Origin of the sequence: Amycolatopsis sp. 505 (genome assembly GCF_031625235.1) — a bacterium.
In the GTDB taxonomy this organism is placed as follows: Bacteria; Actinomycetota; Actinomycetes; order Mycobacteriales; family Pseudonocardiaceae; genus Amycolatopsis.
In genome coordinates this window covers 418,771-438,022 of the sequence record NZ_JACKQP010000008.1, presented here as the reverse complement: position 1 = coordinate 438,022, position 19,252 = coordinate 418,771, and the positions used below count along the sequence as shown (strand labels likewise).

Below are 19,252 nucleotides of genomic sequence, written 5' to 3'. Positions count from 1 at the left end.
CAGCCGCCCGAACCTCCTGTACCGTAACTTACGGCATCGTAGGTTAGGTCACCCTTGGTAAAGGGCGCCGTGTGTAGGAAGAAGTGAAGCGTATGACGGCCACGCTCGACCGTTCCCAGCCCACCGGGGAGCCTCCGGCCCCCAAGGGGCCCAAACCCGTCATCGACGGCAAGCGCGGCATCGGCGTGCAGCTGTCGGTCTACTTCGGTGTGATCGCCCCGCTCGTGGCCCTCCTGGTCGCGGTGCCGTTCGCGTGGGGCTGGGGACTGAGCTGGGTCGACGTCGGCATCTTCGTGGTGTTCTACGCGATCAGCGGGCTCGGCATCACGGTGTCGTACCACCGCTACTTCACGCACGGTTCGTTCAAGGCCAAGCAGTGGCTGCGCGTGTTCATGGCCATCGCGGGCAGCATCGCCCTGCAGGGCCCGGTGATCACCTGGGTCGCCGACCACCGCCGCCACCACGCGTTCTCCGACCGCGACGGCGACCCGCACTCGCCGTGGGCGTTCGGCACCTCGCCGTGGGCCATCGCCAAGGGCTTCTGGCACGCGCACATGGGCTGGCTCTTCGAGCGCGACCAGACCAACGCCGAGCGCTTCGCGCCGGACCTGGTGAAGGACCCGGCGATCAAGAAGGTCGACGACCTGTTCTGGCTGTGGGCCCTGGTCAGCCTGACCCTGCCGGCGCTGCTCGGCGGGCTGATCTCGTGGTCGCTGTGGGGCGCGGTGACGGCGTTCTTCTGGGCCGGGCTGGTCCGCATCTGCGTGCTGCACCACGTGACCTGGTCGGTCAACTCGATCTGCCACATGATCGGCGAGCGGCCGTTCGCCGCCCGCGACAAGTCGGCCAACTTCTGGCCCCTGGCGATCTTCAGCTTCGGCGAGTCGTGGCACAACCTCCACCACGCCGACCCGACGTCCGCCCGCCACGGCGTCAAGCGCGGCCAGATCGACATCTCCGCGCGGCTGATCTGGATCTTCGAGAAGTTCGGCTGGGTGCACGACGTCCGCTGGCCGACGCCGCAGCGCCTGGCCCGTATCGCCACCGAAAAAGCCTAGTCAACTAGGCTGCCCCGATGGCGGGGAGACGACGTTCGAAGCGTGAGCAGCAGGTCACCGGGGCCCGTCCGGCCGCCCCGGTGACCCGGGTCCGGATGACCGGCACCGAGCGGCGTCAGCAACTGCTGAACGTCGCCCGGGCGCTGTTCGCCGAGAAGGGCTTCGACGGCACGTCGATCGAGGAGATCGCCCACCGCGCCAACGTTTCGAAGCCGGTGGTGTACGAGCACTTCGGCGGCAAAGAGGGCATCTACGCGGTGGTCGTCGACCGCGAAACGCAGCTGCTGCTCGACCGGATGGTCTCGACCCTCCACGGCGGCCACCCGCGCGCGATGCTGGAGCAGGCGGCGACGGCGCTGCTGTCCTACGTCGAGGACTCCCACGACGGGTTCCGCATCCTGGTCCGCGACTCCCCGGTGGCGAGCTCCACGGGGACGTTTTCCACGGTGCTGAACGACATCGCGAGCCAGGTCGAGCACATCCTGGCCCAGCAGTTCGCCGCCCGCGGCTACGACGAGAAGCTGGCGGCGCTGTACGCGCAGGCGCTGGTGGGCATGGTGGCGCTGACCGGCCAGTGGTGGCTGGACGCGCGCAAGCCCAAGCGCGACGAGGTGGCGGCGCACCTGGTCAACCTGGCGTGGAACGGGTTGTCGCACCTGGAGCACAAGCCGAAGCTGCGGCTGGGCTGACGTCGTGGCGCTCACGGCCGCGGAGTTGCGGCTCATGCAGGGCCTGGCGCAGCGGATCACCGCCACCCACCCGGAGCTGGTGAACAGCGACGCGTCGTTCGGCGAGCTGGCCTGGAACTGGGGCCGCACCCGCGGCGAGGGCGAGCACCGGCTGTGGTTCGCGGGCGACGAGCTCGTCGCGTGGGGCCGGGCCGAGTTGCCGCGCCAGGTGCGGCGCAACGACGGTTCGGTCAAGGACATCACCGACGCGTACCTGGCCTACCAGGTGCATCCCGCGCACGCGGAGCTGGTCGACGACGTGATCGCCTGGTACGAGGCGACGGCACCCGGCGTGTCCCGCACCGTGCTCCCGGCGGCGGCCGACGCGCACGGTCTGCAGCGCTGGGCGGCGCACGGTTACGAAGCCGACGAGGAATGGTCGCAGCTCAACGAGCGCGATCTCACCGAGGTGGAAGAACCGTCGCTGCCGGCCGGATTTTCGTTCCGCACGGCGGCGGAGTTGCCGCCGGAAGCCGTGGTGCAGGCGCATGTGGACGCCTGGGCCCCGACGTCGTACACGGAGGCGTCGTACCTCGGCGTCCGGCAGGCGCCGGGCTACCGCGACGACCTGCACGTCCTGGTGCAGGCACCGGACGGCCCGATGGCGTGCTCGGCGATCATGTGGCTCGACGAGGCGAACGAGACGGTCGAGTTCGAGCCGGTCGGAACGCACCCGCGCTACCGGCGCAAGGGGCTGGCGCGCGCGATGCTGTTGCACGGAATGCGCCTCGCGCGCTCGGCGGGCGCCCGGGACGCGACGGTCGCCTGCATGGGAGAGCCGGCCCCGGCGCGCGAGCTGTACTACGGCGTGGGGTTCCGGGCGTTCTCGCGGGACGCGCCGCTGATCAAGCGCGGTTGAGCGTCACCGCAACTGCCCCGCGGCGTGCAGGTGGTCGAAGATCAGCTGCGCCACCAAGGAAACCCGGGGCCGGTCCGCATAGCCCAGCCAGGCGATCTCCTCGATCTCCGCGCACGCCCGCGGCGTTCCCTCGTACTCCGCCGAGTAGGCCGTCGTGCGCACGAGCGTCCCCTCCGCGTGACCGTGCGCCTGGCCTTCGAACGTGCCCGCCGGCGTGATCGAAGCCGCGTCGATCGCCACGCCGAGTTCCTCGCGGATCTCCCGGACCAGCGTCTCGGCGTCGGTCTCGCCCGGCTCGCGTTTGCCGCCCGGGAGGTAGAACTTGTCCTTCCCCCGCGAACGCGCCACCAGGATGCGGCCGTCCACCACGTGGATCCAAGCGATCTTGTCGATCACGCGAGCGCCGCCAGCGCCTCGTCGGTCGTCACGACCGTGCCCAGGCGCGGGAAGATCTTCGTGATGGCGTTCTCGTGCGAGATGTCCGACAGCGCCGTCATCGCGTCGGACACCGCGACCGTGTCGTAGCCGTGGTCCGAGGCCGCGCGCAGGGTCGACTCCACGCCGAACTCCGTGGCGATGCCGCCGAAGTACACCGTGCGGACACCCGCGCCGCGCAGGAACTCGTCGAGGTCCGTGCCCGCGAAGCCGCCGATCGTGTACTTCGTGACGATCTTGTCGTCCTCGGCGTCGAAGGCCAGTTCGTTGCCCGGCGGGTTGTCCGGGCGCGACACCTTCACGACCACCACCGGCGCCCCGGCCTTGCGGAACGCGTCCCGCAGCCGCAGGGCGTTCGCGAGGACTTCTTCGCCGCGGTACGGCGTGGTGGGCAGCGCCACGATCCGCTCCTGCAGGTCGATCAGCACGAGCGCGGAGGTGGCCGGGTCGATCTTGCTCATGCCCCGATCCTAGGCACTAGGGTCGGGCTCATGGCGAACAACAGGGAAATCGTGGTGACGGGCGGCGGCACGGGCATCGGGTACGCCGTGGCGGCGGCCTTCGCCCAGGCCGGCGAGCGCGTCACGATCACCGGGCGCCGCGAGAAGGTGCTCACCGAAGCCGCGACACTCGCCGGCGCGCGGCCCGTCGTGTTCGACGCCGCCGACCCCGCGGCCGTCGAAGCCGCACTGGAGGAGTTGCCGGACCGCGTCGACGTCCTCGTCAACAACGCGGGCGGCAACACGGATTTCCTCGACGGCGGCGGCGAAACGGGGCTGGCCGGCTTCGCGGCGGCTTTCGAGCGGAACCTCCGGTCCAATGTGGTCAGTGCGGCCTTGGTGACGCACGCGCTGCGCGACCGCCTCGCCGAGGGCGCGCGGATCATCACCATCGGATCGATCGCCGCGCACACCGGCGCGGGGTCGTACGGCGCCGCGAAGGCCGCGGTCGAGGCGTGGAACGTGAGCGTGGCGCGCGAGTTCGGGCCGCGCGGGATCACCGCGAACGTCGTCGCGCCGGGCCTGATCGGGGACACCGAGTTCTTCCACGGCCAGCTGAGCGACCAGCGCCGCGAGTGGCTGATCGGCAACACGATGAACAAGCGCCCGGGCTCGCCGGACGACGTCGTCGCCGCGGTGACGTACCTGGCGAGCCCCGTCGCCGGGCACGTCACCGGGCAGGTGCTGCACGTCAACGGCGGTGCCCACCCGGGCAGATGAGATCGGCCGATCGGCCAATGCGCGCGCCGGTTGTCCGCCGGAAGGCCGGAACACCCCGGCTTTTCGGGCGATCCCCGCGGTCTACCTCCGCAATAGCTTCGGATTCCTCACCGATCCGGCGGAGGTGGCCTGGTGCTCGAGCGGCTGAACAACCTGAAGGTGCTCGTCGGCATCGCCGTGGTCATCGTGGTCGGCGGCCTGCTCGTCGCGGTCGCCTGCGTGGTCGAAACCCGGTGGAAGGCCGACCAGCCGCAGCCCGCCGCGTCCGTGGTGAAGCTGCTCATCGCCCTCGACCTGCTCGACCGGTCCGGGGTGCCCTCGGGCGGTGAAGCGACGGCCGTCCACAGCATGCTCGCCGCCACTGATGATCGCGTCGCCAGCCGGCTGTGGCAGCAGAACGGTGGCCCGGACATCGTGCGGCGGCAGGCCGGGAAACTCGGGCTCGCACACACCACGCCGCCGGCCGGCGCCGGCCAGTGGGGCTCCACCCGGATGTCACCCACCGACGTCGTCACCGTCTACCGGCACATCACCGCCGCGAGAACGCCCCGCGCACCGCCGTCGACGGGTTCGACCAGCACTTCGGGATCCCGCGCGCCTTCTCCGGTGCGGCGTGGGCGGTCAAGCAGGGCTGGGGCAGCTCCGAGTCCCGGCGGGTGCTCAACACCACCGGCCTGGTCCGGACCCCGTCCGGGACCTACGCCGTCGCGGTGATGGCGTCCTGGAGCGACACCGTCGACTGGCCGGCCGCGACCACGGCGGTGACCACCGCCGTCGGCTCACTGAAGGGCTCGCTCAAGGCCGGAAAGGCCTGAAGCGGGGCTGGAGGCCGGCCCCCGGATCGCCAGGTCGGCGACGGCGCCCGGGGACCGGCACGGTGCTGCCGCGGGAACGCTCTCTTCGGACCGCGTCCAACACGCGTCGGGGGCGGGCGAAAACTCTTGGTGCACACCATGTTCCGCCGATCGCCGCCCGGGCGTAAGTGTCCACGGCACACAGTGGCCGTGCTTTTCGCATGATCAGGCGGGCGTGACCTTCAGCAGCTTGTCGTCCGTACCGTCCGAGGTGGTCACGTACAGGGCGCCGTCCGGGCCGCTGCGGACCGCGCGGAGGCGGCCGAACGTGTCGTCGAACTCCGGGGGCAGCGTGACGTCGAGGACCTTGCCCGCCGGGTCCAGGTGGTACAGCAGCAGTTTCTGGCCCTTGAGCGCGACCACGACCAGCGCGCCGTCGTTCGTCCCCCACTGGGCGCCGGTCAGGAAGGCGTCGCCGCTGATCGCCTCGGTGGTCTTCCCGGACGTCCACAGTGGACTCACCGCGTCCGGGAAGCGCTTGAGGTCGGTCATCGGCACGCTCTCGTCGTAGCTCGATTCCGTGCCGCCCTTGGACGGGTCCCAGCCGTAGTTGGCGCCCGGCTTCAGCAGGTTCACCTCGTCGTCGAACGACGGCCCGTGCTCGGCGGTGATCACCTGGCCGCTGCCCGGCCGGATCGCCACGCCCTGGACGTTGCGGTGGCCGTAGGTGTAGATCAGCCGTTCGCGCGGGTCACTCGAAGTGATGAACGGGTTGTCCGGCAACGGCTCTCCGGTCTTCGCGTCCAGCCGCAGCACCTTGCCGCCGAGGGAGTGGCGGTCCTGGGAGATCGACGCGCGGGCGGTGTCGCCGGTGCCGACGAGCAGCGCGCCGTCCGGGGCGAACGTCGGACGGCAGCCGGAGTGCCGTCCGCTCGGGTTCACCGGCAGCCCGGTGAGCAGGTCCTTCACCTTGGCCGCGCTCGCGCCGTCGGCGGCCAGCTTCCAGGTGACCAGCCGGATGTCGACGGCCTTGCCGTTTTCCTGGTGGTCCTGGCAGGTGATGAACTCGCGGCTGGTCGCGAAGTCCGGGCTGACGACCATGCCGAGCAGCCCGCCTTCGCCCTTGGCCATGACGTCGGAGAGGTCGGCGCGCACCTCGGCGGCCTGGCCGTTGCGGACCAGCGCGAGCTTGCCGGGCCGCTGCGGCACGAGGATGCCGCCGTCGGGCAGGAACCCCACGTCCCAGCCGTGCTCCAGCCCGCCGGTCACCGTCTCGACCTTGAACTTCCCGCTCGCGGCGGCCGGGGACGACGCCGGCGGGACGCTCTGCACGGGTTCGCTCGCCGCCCCCGAACAGCCCAGGACCAGCAGGGACACCGCACCGAGGAGACCCAGCGAACGCCGCATGAGGCCCATCCTGCCACCATGCGGTGAAATCGCCGTTCGCCAGCCGCTTCGGCGTCTTGGCGGTAGTAGGACGGAGAACCCTTCCAGCTGCCCGCACAATGCCTGCTGGGCCATGTCGAGCGTCGGTGAGGTGGGTGCCGAGCTGCTCGCCGGAGGTGGTGGCGGTGGCACCGGACGGGCCTGCGCTCAGGAGCCCGGCCGCACCAGCCCGGACTCGTAGGCGAACACGACGGCGTGCACCCGGTCCCGCAGGCCCAGCTTGCCGAGCACCCGCCCGACGTGCGTCTTCACCGTCGTCTCGCCGATGTACAGCTTCGCGGCGATCTCGGTGTTCGACAGCCCGCGCGCGATGAGCCCCAGGACGTCCTTCTCGCGTTCGGTCAGCACCCCGAGCTTCGCGACGTCGACGGGATCGCGGTCGTCGGCGAGGTACCGGTCGAGCAGCCGCCGCGTGACCGACGGCGACACCATCGAGTCACCCCGCAGCACGCCCCGGATCGCGACGAGCATCTCCTCGGCGGGCGCGTCCTTGACGAGGAACCCGCTCGCCCCGCCCCGAAGAGCGGCGTAGGCGTACTCGTCGAGGTCGAAGGTGGTGATGATCAGGACACGCACGTCCGGCAGCTCGGCGCAGATCCGCGCGGTCGCCGTGACGCCGTCGAGCACCGGCATCCGGACGTCCATCAGGACCAGGTCGGGACGCAGTTCCCGGGCGAGGGCGACGGCTTCTTCGCCGTTGGCGGCCTCACCGACTACGGCGAGGTCGTCCTGGCTCTCGACGATCATGCGCAGGCCGACGCGGACGAGCTGCTGGTCGTCGCAGAGCAGGATCCGGGTGGTCACGGGGTCACCACCAGGCTGGCGCGCACCCGGTACCCGCCGTCCGGCAGAGGGCCCGTCGTCAGCTCGCCGTGGTACATCTCGACGCGCTGGCGCATGCCGGCCAGCCCGCGCCCGGACGACGGCAGGGCGGGCGCCGGCGGTGCGTGGCCGCCGGTGTTCGTCACCTCGATGCGGACCTCCGGTGGCTCGAAGGCGACGCCGACGCGGCCGGTCGCGTCGGCGGGGGCGTGCTTGATCATGTTGGTCAGTGCCTCCTGGACGATCCGGTACGCCTGCAGCGCGGCGCTCGCGGGCAGGGTGCCCGGGTCGCCGGTGACGTCGAGGGTGACCTCCCGGCCGGCCTGCTCGACGAGCTCGCGCAGCCCGGCGAGGGTCGGCTGGGGACTGCGCGCCGCCTGGCCGGCGTGCAGGACTTCGAGGAGCCGGCGCAGCTCGGCCAGCGCGTCCCGGCCCGTGTGGACGATCGTGTCGAGCGTGCGGTCGACGGCCGCCGGGTCGCGGTGCCGGGCCAGCTTCGCGCCCTCGGCGTTCAGCACGATCACGCTCATGCTGTGCGCCAGGACGTCGTGCAGCTCCCGCGCGATCCTGGTGCGCTCCTCGGCGACCGCCGCGCGGGCCTGGGCGTCGTCCCGCTTCTTCTCCTCGGCGACGAGCTCCTCCTGCTTGCGGAAGAACTCGCCGAGCGCCCACGCCGCGATGTGCAGCGGCAGGATGCCGACCAGGGTCAACGTCGGGTTCGCCGTCTCCGGCGCGTAGAGGACGTACCACTGGGTGCCGAGCACGGCGATCGCCACCGCGATCACCGCGGCGAACCACCGGTCCCGCCGTTTGACCAGGTTGAACAGCACCACCGCCATCGCCAGCTCGGTGCGGCCGCGGTCGTACGCCCAGATCTCGGTGAAGTACACCACCGCCGCCCCGGCGATGATCAGCACCGCGACCGTGCGCGGGTACCGGCGGCGCACCAGCAGCGGGAGCAGGAACAGCATCGGGATGGCCCGCACGGTCCACGGCTCCGGGCCGGTCCAGCTCGGCGCGAGGAAGACGAACACGCCGTACAGCGGCAGATCCACCGTCCACCGGTGCCGGCGCACCCACTTCACGAGTCGTTCCACGCCCCGAACGTAGTGCCGGGGGGCCGGCCGGGGCGTCCTTCCTGCGGCCGGTCCTCGTCCTCCTCCGGGAGGAGGGAGCCGGCCGGTCCGGACGATTCGGGACCACAGCCGCCGTTCCTACCGTCGGGATCATGTCGATCACCAGGGAATTTCTCCGCCACCCCGTGCTGACGGGCGCGATCGCGCCGAGCTCGCCGCGGCTGGCCGAAGAGATGACGGCGGGCCTCGGCCTGGAACGCGCGTCGTGCGTCGCGGAACTGGGGCCGGGCACCGGCGTGTTCACCGAAGCGGTCCTCGCGCTGCTTCGCCCCGAAGCGCGCTTCACGGCCGTCGAGATCAACCCGCGTCTCGCCGCTTCGCTGCAGGACCGTCTTCCGCAGGTGGACGTCGTCACCGGCTCGGCGGAGCACCTGGCGCTCGAGGACGTCGACGTCGTCGTCTCCGGGCTGCCGTGGACGGCCATGACCGCGGCCCGGCAGCAGCGCATCCTCGACGCGGTCACCGCGGCGCTCGCCCCGAACGGCCGGTTCACGACCTTCGCGTACGCCCACGCGGCCTGGACCCCGCCCGCCCGCCGCTTCGCCGCGTCGCTGCGCAGCCGGTTCGCGGTCGTGGAGCGCACGCGGGTCGTCTGGGGCAACCTGCCGCCCGCGTTCGTCTACCGCGCGGCGCTGCCGGTGGCGGTGGGGAGGGCCCGGCGTGGACAGCCTGCTGCGGCCCCTGCTTGACGCGCCCCCGGCGGTCGTCTACCTGGTCTGCGCCCTGATCATCACGGCGGAAACCGCGCTGCTGCCGGGAATCGTGCTGCCGACGTTGTCGACGCTGCTGCTGATGGGTTTCCTCGCCGAGCGGGGCACGCTCCACCTCGGACTCGCTTGGGCGGTGGCCGTCGCTTCGGCGGTCCTCGGCGACCAGATCGCGGCGTCCCGGCGGTGATCGCGGGCCGCTGCCTGGCGGGTGTCCGCACGCTGGTGCCGCGGGTGGCGGGCTCGGCGGCGATGCCGTACCGCCGGTTCGCGGCGGGCAGCGTGGGCGCGGCGGTGCTGTGGGCGAGCGCGGAACTGCTGGTGGGTCACACGACGGCGCTGGTGCTGTGAAGCCGTTCCGCGGTCTCGGCGTCGGCGGGGAGGAACGTCTCCAGCTTCAGCTCCGACACGGTCACGTCCGCTGCCGTCGCGAACGTCGTGATCGCCGTGATCAGCCGCAGTTCGCCGAGCGAGGTGGCCAGGCGGACCGGCACCGCGAACCCCAGGTGCTCCGGGCCGGGGGCGGCCGCCGGCGGCAGGTACCCCTCGAGCTCGGCGAGCTGGGCGGCCAGCCGGTCGTCGGGCGTGCGGGCGAGGTCGTTGCGGAGGCGTTCGAGGATGTGCCGCGCCCAGTCGTCGAGGTTGGCCACGCGCGGCGCCATCCCGCGCGGGTGCAGCGCCAGCCGCAGCGTGTCGACCGGTTCGCGCAGCAGCTCCGGCGCGACCCCCTCGGTGAGCAGCCGGAACCCGTCGTTCGCCGCGACCAGCACGCCGTGGCGGTCGACGACGATCGCGGGGTAGGGCCGGTGGCCGTCGAGCAGCCGCCGCAGCCCGTCGAGCACCGGCCGGATCGCCGGGTCGTCGAGCCGGGTTTCGGGGTACGTCGGCGCGTAGCCGGCCGCGTGGAGCAGGCCGTTGCGCTCGCGCAGGGGCAGTTCGAGGGACTCCGCGACGCGCAGGACCATGCCGCGGCCGGGCACCGAGCGCCCGCTCTCCATGAAGCTGACGTGCCGCTGCGTCGTGCCCGCGCGCAGGGCGAGGTCGAGCTGGCTGAGCCGCCGCCGGGTGCGCCAGTCCTTGAGCGCCGTTCCGAAGTCCACGGCCCCATCCTGCTCGGGGCGTCCATTCCCCGCGGGGAATTGAGGGCATTCCCCGGTTCGGCGACGCTTCGGCCATGACGAACTACGGACTGGTCGTCCCGACCTACCAGGCCATCCTCGACACCGGGCGGACCGCGCCCGAGCTGGTCGCCACCGCCGTCGCCGCGGAAGAACTCGGCCTCGACTCGGTCTGGGTCGGCGACACCCTCGCGAAGGCTCCGCTCGACGCGCTCACCATGCTGGCCGCCTTCGCCGCCCGGACGTCCCGCGTGACGCTGGGGACGGCGGCGCTGCTCCCGGCCCTGCGGAACCCGATTTCGACGGCCAACCAGCTGCTCGGCATCGATCTCCTCAGCGAAGGACGGCTCACCGTGGCTGTCGGCGCCGGGTTCGCCGGGCGCAGCGAGCCGGAGTTCGCGTTCGCCGGCGTCCCCTGGGAGCGCCGCCGCGCCCGGCTGGACGACATCGTCGCCCTCTGGCGTGCGGCCTGGAGCGGCGCTTCGTCCTTCCACGGTCCGGTGCTGCGCTACGACTCGCTGCCGGTGTTCCCGGCGCCGGCCCGCCCGGGTGGCCCGCCGGTGTGGCTGGCGGCGTACACGCCGGGCGCACTCGAGCGGGTCGGCCGGCTGTACGACGGCTGGCTGCCCTACCCGCCGGACCCCGCGGACTACGGCACCGGCCTGGCCCGCATCCGGGCCACGGCTTCGCGCCCGGTCACGCCGGCGTTGTTCGCGACGGTCCTGGTCGAGGACGATCCGGCGCGCGGAAGCGAACTCCTGGAGGAGTACTGCCGGCGCAACTACGGGATGCCGGCGAGCTTCGTCCAGGGCATCCAGATGCAGGTGACCGGCAGTGCCGCGGAAGTGGCTTCGCGGCTGCGCGAGTACGAAGGCGTGGAGCACTTCCTGCTGCGCATCGCGAGCACGGACCCGAAGGTGTTCGACGAGCAGCTGCCCCGGGTCGCGGAGGTGGTGGAACTGCTGCGCGACCAGCCGTGATCGGAAACCTGTCGGGGGTGGCACGTAGGCTGGGACCGTGACCGACGCTCCACTGTCCGGACTCCTCACCGCCATCCTTCCCGACCCGGCCCTGCGCGGCGTGGTCGAGCGCGCCGGCGCGCCGCTGCTCGAGCTGCAGGGCCCGATCGCCGCCCGGCAGCTCGTCGCGGCCGCCGTCGCCGCCGACACCGGCGCCGGCCGTCCCGTCCTGGCCGTCACCGCCACCGGCCGCGAGGCCGACGAGCTGACCGCGTCCCTCGGTGCCCTCCTCGGCAGGAGCAGAGTCGCCGACTTCCCGAGCTGGGAGACCCTCCCGCACGAGCGCCTCTCCCCGCGCGCGGACACCGTCGGCCGCCGCCTCGAGGTGCTGCACCGGCTGAAGACGGGGGACGACGGCCTGCGCGTCGTCGTCGCCACCGTCCGCAGCCTGATCCAGCCGATGGCGCCCGGGCTCGGGTCGCTGAAGCCGATCGACCTCGTCGTCGGCGAGGAGACGCCGTTCGAGGAACTCCTGGAACGGCTGGTCGAGCTGGCCTACACCCGCGTCGACATGGTCGAGAAGCGCGGCGAGTTCGCCGTCCGCGGCGGCATCCTCGACCTCTTCGGGCCGACCGCGCAGCACCCCGTCCGGGTGGAGTTCTGGGGCGACGAGGTCAGCGAGATCCGCGCGTTCGCCGTCTCCGACCAGCGGTCGCTGCCCGGCGAGATCCCGCGGGTCACCGCGCCGCCGTGCCGCGAGCTGCTGCTCACCCGGCCGGTCAAGGAGAAGGCCGCGGAGCTGTCGAAGACGTACGAGGCGGACGCGCACCTGGCCGAGATGCTCACCAAGCTCGCCGACGGCATCCCGGTCGAGGGCATGGAGGCGCTCATCCCGGTGCTCTGCGAAGGCGAGCTGGAGCTGCTCACCGACGCGATGCCGGAAGGCACCCACGTCCTGCTCACCGACCCGGAGAAGATCCGCGCCCGCGCCGCCGACCTGGTCCGCACCGGCCAGGAGTTCCTCGAAGCGTCCTGGACGACGGCCGCGGCGGGCGGGCAGGCCCCGATCGACCTCGGCGCGTCGGCCTACCGCGGGCTCGACGAGATCGCGTCCCACGCGCAGGACACCAAGCGCGCCTGGTGGACGCTCACCCAGCTGACCAGCGAAGACCCGGACGTCTACCGCGTCTCGGTCGAGGCCGCGCCGGCGTACCGGGGCGAGCTCGAACGCGCGACGGCGGACCTGCGCGCGCACACCGCGGCGGGCGGCACGGCGGTGCTCGTCGTCGCCGGCCAGGGCACCGCGGCGCGCGCGGTGGAGCAGCTCACGGGCGCCGACGTCCCGGCCACCCAGGCCGGTGACGGGCTGGCCGGGCCGCCGTCCGCGGGGATGGTCACGGTCACCTGCGGCGGCCTCACCGACGGGTTCGTCTCGCCGGAGCGCGCCCTGGTCGTGCTGAGCGAAGCGGACCTCACCGGCCGCGGCGCGGGCGCCGGAACGTCCACAAAGGACCTGAACACCAAGATGCCGTCCCGGCGGCGCAACGCGGTCGACCCGCTGGCGCTGAAGGCCGGCGATTACGTGGTGCACGACCAGCACGGCATCGGCCGGTTCGTCGAGATGGTGCAGCGCACGGTGGCCGGCGCCACCCGCGAGTACCTCCTGCTGGAGTACGCGTCGTCGAAGCGTGGCCACCCGGGCGACAGGCTGTTCGTGCCCACCGACCAGCTCGACGAGGTCTCCCGGTACGTCGGCGGCGAGCTGCCCACGCTCAACAAGCTCGGCGGCTCCGACTGGAAGAACACCAAGGCGCGCGCGAAGAAGGCCGTCAAGGAGATCGCCGCGGAGCTCGTCCAGCTCTATGCGGCGCGCCAGGCCGCGCCCGGGCACGCGTTCGGGCCGGACACGCCGTGGCAGCACGAGCTGGAAGACGCCTTCCCGTTCACCGAGACGAACGACCAGCTCGCCGCGATCGACGAGGTCAAGGCGGACATGGAGCGCGGCGTCCCGATGGACCGCGTCATCTGCGGCGACGTCGGCTACGGCAAGACGGAGATCGCCGTGCGCGCGGCGTTCAAAGCGGTGCAGGACGGCAAGCAGGTCGCGGTGCTCGTCCCGACCACGCTGCTCGCCCAGCAGCACCTGAACACCTTCACCGAGCGCATGCGGTCGTTCCCGGTGACGATCAAGGGCTTGTCCCGCTTCACGAACAAGGCGGAGTCGGACGCGATCCTGGAGCAGCTCGCCGGCGGCGAGGTCGACATCGTCATCGGCACGCACCGGTTGCTGCAGACGGGCATCCGCTACAAGGACCTCGGCCTGGTGATCGTCGACGAGGAGCAGCGCTTCGGCGTCGAGCACAAGGAGCACATCAAGGCGCTGCGCACGCACGTCGACGTGCTCACCATGTCGGCGACACCGATCCCGCGCACGCTGGAGATGTCCCTGGCCGGCATCCGCGAGATGTCGACGATCCTGACCCCGCCGGAGGACCGCCATCCGATCCTGACCTACGTCGGCGCGTACGACGACAAGCAGGTCGGCGCGGCGATCCGCCGTGAGCTGCTGCGCGACGGCCAGGTCTTCTACGTCCACAACCGGGTCTCCTCGATCGAGAAGGCGGCCCGGCGGATCCGCGAGCTGGTGCCGGAGGCGCGGGTCGTCACCGCGCACGGCCAGATGAACGAAGAGAAGCTCGAAAAGATCATCCAGGGCTTCTGGGAGAACGAGTACGACGTGCTCGTCTGCACGACGATCGTCGAAACCGGGCTCGACATCTCGAACGCGAACACGCTGCTGGTCGAGCGCGGCGACCTGCTGGGCCTGGCGCAGCTGCACCAGCTGCGCGGCCGGGTCGGGCGCGGGCGCGAGCGCGGGTACGCGTACTTCCTGTACCCGCCGGAAGCGCCGCTGACGGAGACGGCCCACGACAGGCTGGCGACGATCGCCCAGAACACCGAGCTCGGCGCAGGCATGGCGGTCGCGATGAAGGACCTCGAGATCCGCGGCGCGGGCAACATCCTGGGGGCGGAGCAGTCCGGGCACATCGCGGGTGTCGGCTTCGACCTGTACGTGCGCTTGGTCGGCGAAGCGGTCGACGCGTTCCGGAGGCACGCGGGCGCGGAGACGGCGGAGGAAGAGGAGCTGGCGGAAGTCCGCGTCGACCTCCCGATCGACGCCCACATCCCACACGACTACGTTCCAGGGGAAAGGTTGCGCCTGGAGGCGTACCGCAAGATCGCGGCGGCCCCGGACACCGAAGGCCTCGACGCGGTCCGCGAAGAGCTCATCGACCGCTACGGCCAGCCCCCGGCCCCGGTCAACCGGCTCCTGGCGGTGGCCAAGTTCCGCCACACGTGCCGCGAGGCGGGCGTGACGGAGGTGGCGGTCCAGGGCACCACGATCCGTTTCGCACCGCTGCCGCTGCTGGACTCGCAGATGGTGCGCCTGAAGCGCCTGTATCCGAAGGCGGTGTACAAGGCGGTGACGAACACGGTGTCGGTCCCGAAGCCGACCGAGGGCCCAGCCGGCGGCCGAATCGGCGCACCGACGTTGAGGGACGAGGAACTCCTGGACTGGTGCACAAAGCTACTGGTCCAGCTGACGAAGAAACCCGCAGCGGTCTAGCCAGCCAACGAAACCGCACCTAACAGCTCAACAGGGCCCACCACCCAGACCCCCCGCAACCCCGATCCGAAGCCAGAACACGGCCGGTGGCGCCGGGTCAAGGCACGCTTTCCCGCCTTGACGCGGCGCCACCGGCCGTAGTCACAATCAGGCTTCGGGGTGGCGGGCACAACAAGCGCGAATCCCAAGCAGGCGTCAGCCGACTTCGCTGAACATGGGCGGCAGAGGCTCAGCCAACCTCATCCGCACCTGCTCCTCAGGCACCGGAACCGCCCCAGCCCCGGCCATCGGCAGCGGCCGGGGACGCCGCGGCACCCGCGACCCCGACCCGCCACCCCGCCCCGGGTACACCAGCAACCCCCGAGCCGGATCCGGAACGGCATCAAGCGCCGCCGTCACCACGGGAAGAGCCCGGAACGCATCCCGGCGTTCCTCCGTCGCGAACTCGATCTCCAGCACCACACCCCACCGGTGCTCGTGCCAAACCCACTGCTCAGCGCCGTTCGTCAGCGCCGCTTCGGTGAGTGCGTCCCCTTGAGCCAGGCGCCACAGCGAAGCCGAATGCTCCCCGTCGAACACTTCGATGGTCAGCCAATGGTCCATATGTCGACATTACCGCCGCCGTGACCCCATGGGTGTTGCGTTTCGGGGGCGATGGTGTGAGAGGGTATGGCCTGTGATGCGGATCATGGGGCGCCCTCGCGCGCTGGTCGCGGTCGTTGCCGGTGCTCTTCTGCTCGCCGGGTGCGGCTCGGGCCCCAGCCAGGTCGGCAGCGCCGTCATCGTCGGCGACCGGTCGGTGTCGATCGACCGGGTCCAGTCGATGATCGACCAGGCTGTCCGCGAACACCCGTACGCGCAGAAGCTCGCCGGCGAGCACAAGCTCGACCTGCTGGGCCGCGAGATCGTCCGGCAGACCGTCCTCCACGAGCTGACGGTGCGCGCGACCGAGCAGGAAAACCTCGTCGCCGACCAGGCGAAGATCGCCGGGCTGGCCGCGCAGGTGTCGAACGCGCCGGTCGCGGACACCGGGCAGGGCGACCAGGTCGCCGTCACCCAGATCGTTTCGCAGCTGCGCGACCGCAACGAGGTCGCGAGCGACGTCGTCCTGGAGCAGGCGCTCGCCGCGAAGCTGCTGCCGAAGCTGTCGGTCGGCGCGGACTACGTCGGCATCAGCGCGACCGCCGACAACGACCCGGTGGCCCGCACCCGCGCCTTCGACCTGGCGAAGGAGTTCGCCGACGACCCCGGCAAGGTCCAGGGCGTCGTCCAGCAGGCGCAGCAGGAAGGCCAGCAGGCCCAGCAGACCGGGGCGCCCGGCCCCAGCGGGTACTCCGCCGGCCAGACCGCCGAACTCTTCGGCGCCGCCCAGTACCCCGGTCTCGCGCAGACCGTGCTGTTCGGCACGGAGAAGAACAACGTCGTCGTCTTCCAGGCGCAGAAGCCGCAGCGGCCGGACTGGTTCGTCTTCGTCATCCGCGCCCGCGGCACCGACAAGGCCGTCCCGGCCGACCAGGAAGCGCAGAAGCCGACCGACGCGCAGCTGACCGCGATCGGCACCCGGCTGCTGCAGCCGTACCTCGGCCAGGGCGGCCTGCGCGTCAACCCGCGTTACGGCGTGTGGGATGTTGTGGGCATGAACCTCGTGCCGAACTCCGACGCCACCCAGGGCATCGTGCTGCCCGTCCGCGGTGCCGCGCCCGCGCAGCAGTGAGCACGGGTGTCGTCGTAGTCGTCCGCGGGACGACGCTGCCCGGTGCGGCGCTGAAGATCCTGCGTGAGTCTCCCGCCGTCTACGCGGCCACGGACGTCGACCCGGCCGCGTTCGGCGTCCCGGCCGTCACCGAGGCGCCTTCGCTGAAGGACGTCGTACTGCTCGCCGGATCCCGGGACGAGCCCGCGGCGTCGCTGCTCATCGCGACCGGCGCGGACGTCATCGAGACGCCGGTGCCGCCGCTGGTCGAGGCCGCCGACGTGATGGACCGGCTCCGTTCGCCCGGCGGCTGCCCATGGGACGCGGTGCAGACGCACGATTCGCTGCGGCAGTACCTGGTCGAAGAGACCTACGAGCTGCTCGACGCGATCGAGGAGGGTGACCGCGAGGCGCTGCGCGAAGAGCTCGGCGACGTCCTCCTGCAGGTGCTCTTCCACGCGCGGGTCGCGGCCGAGGACGTGGACGACCCGTTCGGCATCGACGACGTTGCCGCGGCGCTCGTCGCGAAGCTGGTCGGCCGGCACCCGCACGTCTTCACCGACGGCGACAAGGTGCACACCGTCGAGCACCAGAACGTGAAGTGGGAAGAGCTGAAGCAGCAGGAGAAGCAGCGTCGGTCCATTGTGGACGGCGTGGCGTTCGGTCAGCCCGCGGTCGCGCTGGCGGGCAAGCTGGGTCAGCGCTCCGGGCGCGCGGGCATCCCGCTCGACCTCTTCCCGGAGGGGCCCGGGGCACCTGCCCAGCTGTTCCGCATCGCGGCCACCGCGCGCCGGGCGGGGGTCGACGCCGAGGGCGAGCTGCGGGCGCTGGCGAAGCAGTTCGCGAAGGACATCCAGGCCGCCGAGCAGGCCGCCCGCGACGCCGGCCTGGAGCCGACGACCCTGGAGGCCGACGGCTGGCGCAAGTTCTGGCCCGACCGTCAGGTGTGACGCAGAACACATTCGGGTGAGAACCGTTTTGGATCATCCGGCGTCTTGCTTGGTGTGAGACACCCGTCACTGAAAGACGCCGACGAGGAGCACCTCGTCCGGCGCACGGCCACGGGCGATCGCGCGGCGTTCGAGGAGTTCTACCGCCGCACGGCGCCCTGGCTCGCCGTGCGCCTGCGCCGCCGGTGCGCGGACGAGCAGATCGTCGCGGAGGTCATGCAGGAGACGTTCCTGGCCGTCTGGCGCGCGGCGGCGTCGTTCGCGGGCGCGGCCACCGGCGGCAGCGCGGTCGGCTGGGTCTGGACGATCGCGGCCCGCCGCCTGGTCGACGCGTTCCGGCGCCGGGCGCACCACGCCCAGCCGCCGCCCGAGGTCGCGCTCGACGCCGCCCCGGTCCTCGCGGCCGAAGACGTGGCCTTGGCGGCGACGGTGGGCGACGAGCTCGGTTCGGCCCTGCGCGACCTCGCGCCGGAGCTGCGGGCCGTGCTGCAGGCGATGGTGCTCGACGGGCTGACGGTCCGGGAGACCGCGGTGCTGCTGGGCTTGCCGGAGGGAACGGTCAAGACGCGGGCGCGGCGGGCGCGGATCGCATTGCGGGAGGCGCTGTCATGACGGGTTGCCAGAGGGCCGCGTTGCCGGCTGGGACTGTGAGTTCGTGCGCACGCCGGGGGCGGATTGCTGCTGGAGGCGCTGTCATGACGGGTCGCAAGAGGGCCGTGTTGCCGGAGGGAACCGTGAACCTCCGCGTGCGTCGGGGACGGATTGCGTTGCGGGGAGGCCCTGTCATGACGGTTCGCGGGTGGGCCGCGTTGCCGGTCGGAGCCGTGAGTTCCCGCGTGCGACGGCGACCGATCGCGTTAGAGGAGGCGCTGTCATGAACCACGCACCGGAGCGGCTCATCGCCGCGTACGTGGCCGGCGAAGACCTCCCAGGCGACCAGCTATGGGGTCTCGAAGCCCACCTCGAAGCCTGCCCCGTCTGCCGGGCGCGGCTCGCGGAGGTGGCGCCGGTCGAGCCGGTGGTGGACCTCGTCTGGAGCCGGCTTTCGGTCGACGTCCGGCTGCCGGCCGTCCCGTTCCACGAGCCCGCCCTCCCACCCCAGCCGCGGCGGCGACCGCGGCGGTGGCGGTGGCTCGACACCTGGGTCACCCCCGCGATGGCGCCGTGGCTGGCGATGATCGTGGCCGTCACGCTGGCCGCAGTCCTGCTCGATGGTGTCTGGGTCGCGACGGCCCGGGTGCCGGCCGTGCAGCTGTTCGCCCCGGTGCTGCCGGTGCTCGGCGTCGCCGCGGCGTGGGCCCGGGGGCTGGATCCGGCCTACGAGGTCGTCACCGCGACCCCGCGGGCGGGGCTCTACCTGATCATCCGGCGGACGTTCGCGGTGCTCGCCGCCGTCCTGCCGGTGCTGGGGGTCGCCGGGTGGCTGACCGGCACGCAGCCGGCGCTCTGGCTGCTGCCGAGCCTGGCCTTCACCAGCGGCACGCTCGCGCTCGGCGGGCTGGTCGGCGTCAGCCGGGCGGCGTACGCGCTGATCGCGGTGTGGATCGCGGTCGTCGTGCTGCCGGCGTACGTCCAGCCGGGGCAAGCGTTTTCGCTCGGCACCGGCGCGCTGCCGGTGTGGGCGGGGGTCTTCGTGCTGACCACGGTGGTCGTCGCCCTGCGCGGGCCGGCGTTCACCCGGCTCGGCGCACGTCACTAG

General features: G+C 72.0%; 19 protein-coding genes and 1 pseudogene. 13 read left to right on the top strand and 7 right to left on the bottom strand.

Translation table 11 applies throughout. From position 1 onward, the window contains the following. Window positions 1-92: 92 nt before the first annotated feature. The 3 genes from H5965_RS29935 (at window position 93) to H5965_RS29925 (ending at window position 2,645) form a co-directional block, all read left to right on the top strand. The gene (locus H5965_RS29935) at window positions 93-1,058 is read left to right on the top strand and encodes an acyl-CoA desaturase (RefSeq protein WP_310973870.1); all 966 of its coding nucleotides are present in this window, start codon (window positions 93-95) and stop codon (window positions 1,056-1,058) included. Between the two features lie 95 nt (window positions 1,059-1,153). Continuing rightward, the gene (locus tag H5965_RS29930) at window positions 1,154-1,747 is read left to right on the top strand and encodes a TetR/AcrR family transcriptional regulator (protein WP_003062116.1); all 594 of its coding nucleotides are present in this window, start codon (window positions 1,154-1,156) and stop codon (window positions 1,745-1,747) included. A 4-nt stretch (window positions 1,748-1,751) separates the two neighbouring features. Next, window positions 1,752-2,645: a GNAT family N-acetyltransferase gene (locus H5965_RS29925; protein WP_310973869.1), complete on the top strand. Its 894-nt coding sequence runs from the start codon at window positions 1,752-1,754 to the stop codon at window positions 2,643-2,645. A gap of 3 nt (window positions 2,646-2,648) precedes the next feature. Here H5965_RS29925 and H5965_RS29920 read toward each other — a convergent pair whose 3' ends face one another. Together H5965_RS29920 and H5965_RS29915 are read right to left on the bottom strand one after the other, a co-directional pair. After that, window positions 2,649-3,041 (bottom strand): NUDIX domain-containing protein, encoded by a 393-nt coding sequence (locus tag H5965_RS29920; RefSeq protein WP_310973868.1) that lies wholly within the window; start codon window positions 3,039-3,041, stop codon window positions 2,649-2,651. Then, window positions 3,038-3,541: an isochorismatase family protein gene (locus tag H5965_RS29915; RefSeq protein ID WP_310973867.1), complete on the bottom strand. Its 504-nt coding sequence runs from the start codon at window positions 3,539-3,541 to the stop codon at window positions 3,038-3,040. The genes H5965_RS29920 and H5965_RS29915 overlap by 4 nt, the downstream gene beginning before the upstream one ends. 30 nt (window positions 3,542-3,571) lie before the next feature. Between H5965_RS29915 and H5965_RS29910 the strand changes: the two genes are divergently transcribed. Further along, the gene (locus H5965_RS29910; RefSeq protein ID WP_310973866.1) at window positions 3,572-4,300 is read left to right on the top strand and encodes an SDR family oxidoreductase; all 729 of its coding nucleotides are present in this window, start codon (window positions 3,572-3,574) and stop codon (window positions 4,298-4,300) included. Window positions 4,301-4,432: 132 nt separating this feature from the next. Then, window positions 4,433-5,014: a hypothetical protein gene (locus H5965_RS29905; protein ID WP_310973864.1), complete on the top strand. Its 582-nt coding sequence runs from the start codon at window positions 4,433-4,435 to the stop codon at window positions 5,012-5,014. 305 nt (window positions 5,015-5,319) lie between these two features. Here H5965_RS29905 and H5965_RS29900 read toward each other — a convergent pair whose 3' ends face one another. The 3 genes from H5965_RS29900 to H5965_RS29890 all read right to left on the bottom strand — a co-directional run bounded on the left by H5965_RS29900 (window position 5,320) and on the right by H5965_RS29890 (window position 8,459). Then, the gene (locus H5965_RS29900; protein ID WP_310973862.1) at window positions 5,320-6,501 is read right to left on the bottom strand and encodes a PQQ-dependent sugar dehydrogenase; all 1,182 of its coding nucleotides are present in this window, start codon (window positions 6,499-6,501) and stop codon (window positions 5,320-5,322) included. A 186-nt stretch (window positions 6,502-6,687) separates the two neighbouring features. Continuing rightward, window positions 6,688-7,344 (bottom strand): response regulator transcription factor, encoded by a 657-nt coding sequence (locus H5965_RS29895; RefSeq protein WP_310973860.1) that lies wholly within the window; start codon window positions 7,342-7,344, stop codon window positions 6,688-6,690. Beyond that, window positions 7,341-8,459 (bottom strand): histidine kinase, encoded by a 1,119-nt coding sequence (locus H5965_RS29890; protein ID WP_310973858.1) that lies wholly within the window; start codon window positions 8,457-8,459, stop codon window positions 7,341-7,343. Before H5965_RS29890 ends, H5965_RS29895 begins: the two co-directional genes overlap by 4 nt. Before the next feature lie 131 nt (window positions 8,460-8,590). Between H5965_RS29890 and H5965_RS29885 the strand changes: the two genes are divergently transcribed. Continuing rightward, the gene (locus tag H5965_RS29885) at window positions 8,591-9,187 is read left to right on the top strand and encodes a methyltransferase domain-containing protein (RefSeq protein ID WP_310973856.1); all 597 of its coding nucleotides are present in this window, start codon (window positions 8,591-8,593) and stop codon (window positions 9,185-9,187) included. Then, window positions 9,159-9,556: pseudogene (locus H5965_RS29880) on the top strand (DedA family protein). The gene H5965_RS29885 and the pseudogene H5965_RS29880 overlap by 29 nt, the downstream one beginning before the upstream one ends. Here H5965_RS29880 and H5965_RS29875 read toward each other — a convergent pair. Then, window positions 9,532-10,305: a helix-turn-helix transcriptional regulator gene (locus tag H5965_RS29875; RefSeq protein ID WP_310973854.1), complete on the bottom strand. Its 774-nt coding sequence runs from the start codon at window positions 10,303-10,305 to the stop codon at window positions 9,532-9,534. The pseudogene H5965_RS29880 and the gene H5965_RS29875 overlap by 25 nt on opposite strands. Before the next feature lie 74 nt (window positions 10,306-10,379). On the opposite strand from H5965_RS29875, the gene H5965_RS29870 reads away from it, so the two are divergent. Both H5965_RS29870 and mfd read left to right on the top strand, forming a co-directional pair. Then, window positions 10,380-11,303, top strand: a complete 924-nt coding sequence (locus H5965_RS29870; RefSeq protein WP_310973852.1) for an LLM class flavin-dependent oxidoreductase — start codon at window positions 10,380-10,382, stop codon at window positions 11,301-11,303. 52 nt (window positions 11,304-11,355) lie between these two features. Continuing rightward, a complete protein-coding gene (gene mfd / locus H5965_RS29865) occupies window positions 11,356-14,910 on the top strand; it encodes a transcription-repair coupling factor (protein WP_310974194.1) in 3,555 nt (1,184 codons plus the stop codon). A gap of 195 nt (window positions 14,911-15,105) precedes the next feature. Here the strand turns inward: mfd and H5965_RS29860 are convergent, their stop codons facing one another. Then, window positions 15,106-15,513 (bottom strand): hypothetical protein, encoded by a 408-nt coding sequence (locus H5965_RS29860; RefSeq protein ID WP_310973851.1) that lies wholly within the window; start codon window positions 15,511-15,513, stop codon window positions 15,106-15,108. Between the two features lie 76 nt (window positions 15,514-15,589). Between H5965_RS29860 and H5965_RS29855 the strand changes: the two genes are divergently transcribed. From H5965_RS29855 to H5965_RS29840, 4 genes are all read left to right on the top strand, one after another. Further along, window positions 15,590-16,624 carry a hypothetical protein gene (locus H5965_RS29855; RefSeq protein WP_310973850.1) on the top strand — a complete coding sequence of 345 codons (1,035 nt, stop codon included), beginning with the start codon at window positions 15,590-15,592 and terminating at the stop codon, window positions 16,622-16,624. Beyond that, on the top strand, window positions 16,621-17,553 hold the full coding sequence (locus tag H5965_RS29850; RefSeq protein WP_310973848.1) for a MazG family protein: 933 nt from the start codon (window positions 16,621-16,623) through the stop codon (window positions 17,551-17,553). Before H5965_RS29855 ends, H5965_RS29850 begins: the two co-directional genes overlap by 4 nt. A 54-nt stretch (window positions 17,554-17,607) precedes the next feature. Then, complete coding sequence (locus tag H5965_RS29845; RefSeq protein ID WP_310973847.1) at window positions 17,608-18,165, top strand: RNA polymerase sigma factor; 558 nt, start codon at window positions 17,608-17,610, stop codon at window positions 18,163-18,165. A 262-nt stretch (window positions 18,166-18,427) separates the two neighbouring features. Further along, window positions 18,428-19,252 carry a zf-HC2 domain-containing protein gene (locus H5965_RS29840; RefSeq protein WP_310973845.1) on the top strand — a complete coding sequence of 275 codons (825 nt, stop codon included), beginning with the start codon at window positions 18,428-18,430 and terminating at the stop codon, window positions 19,250-19,252.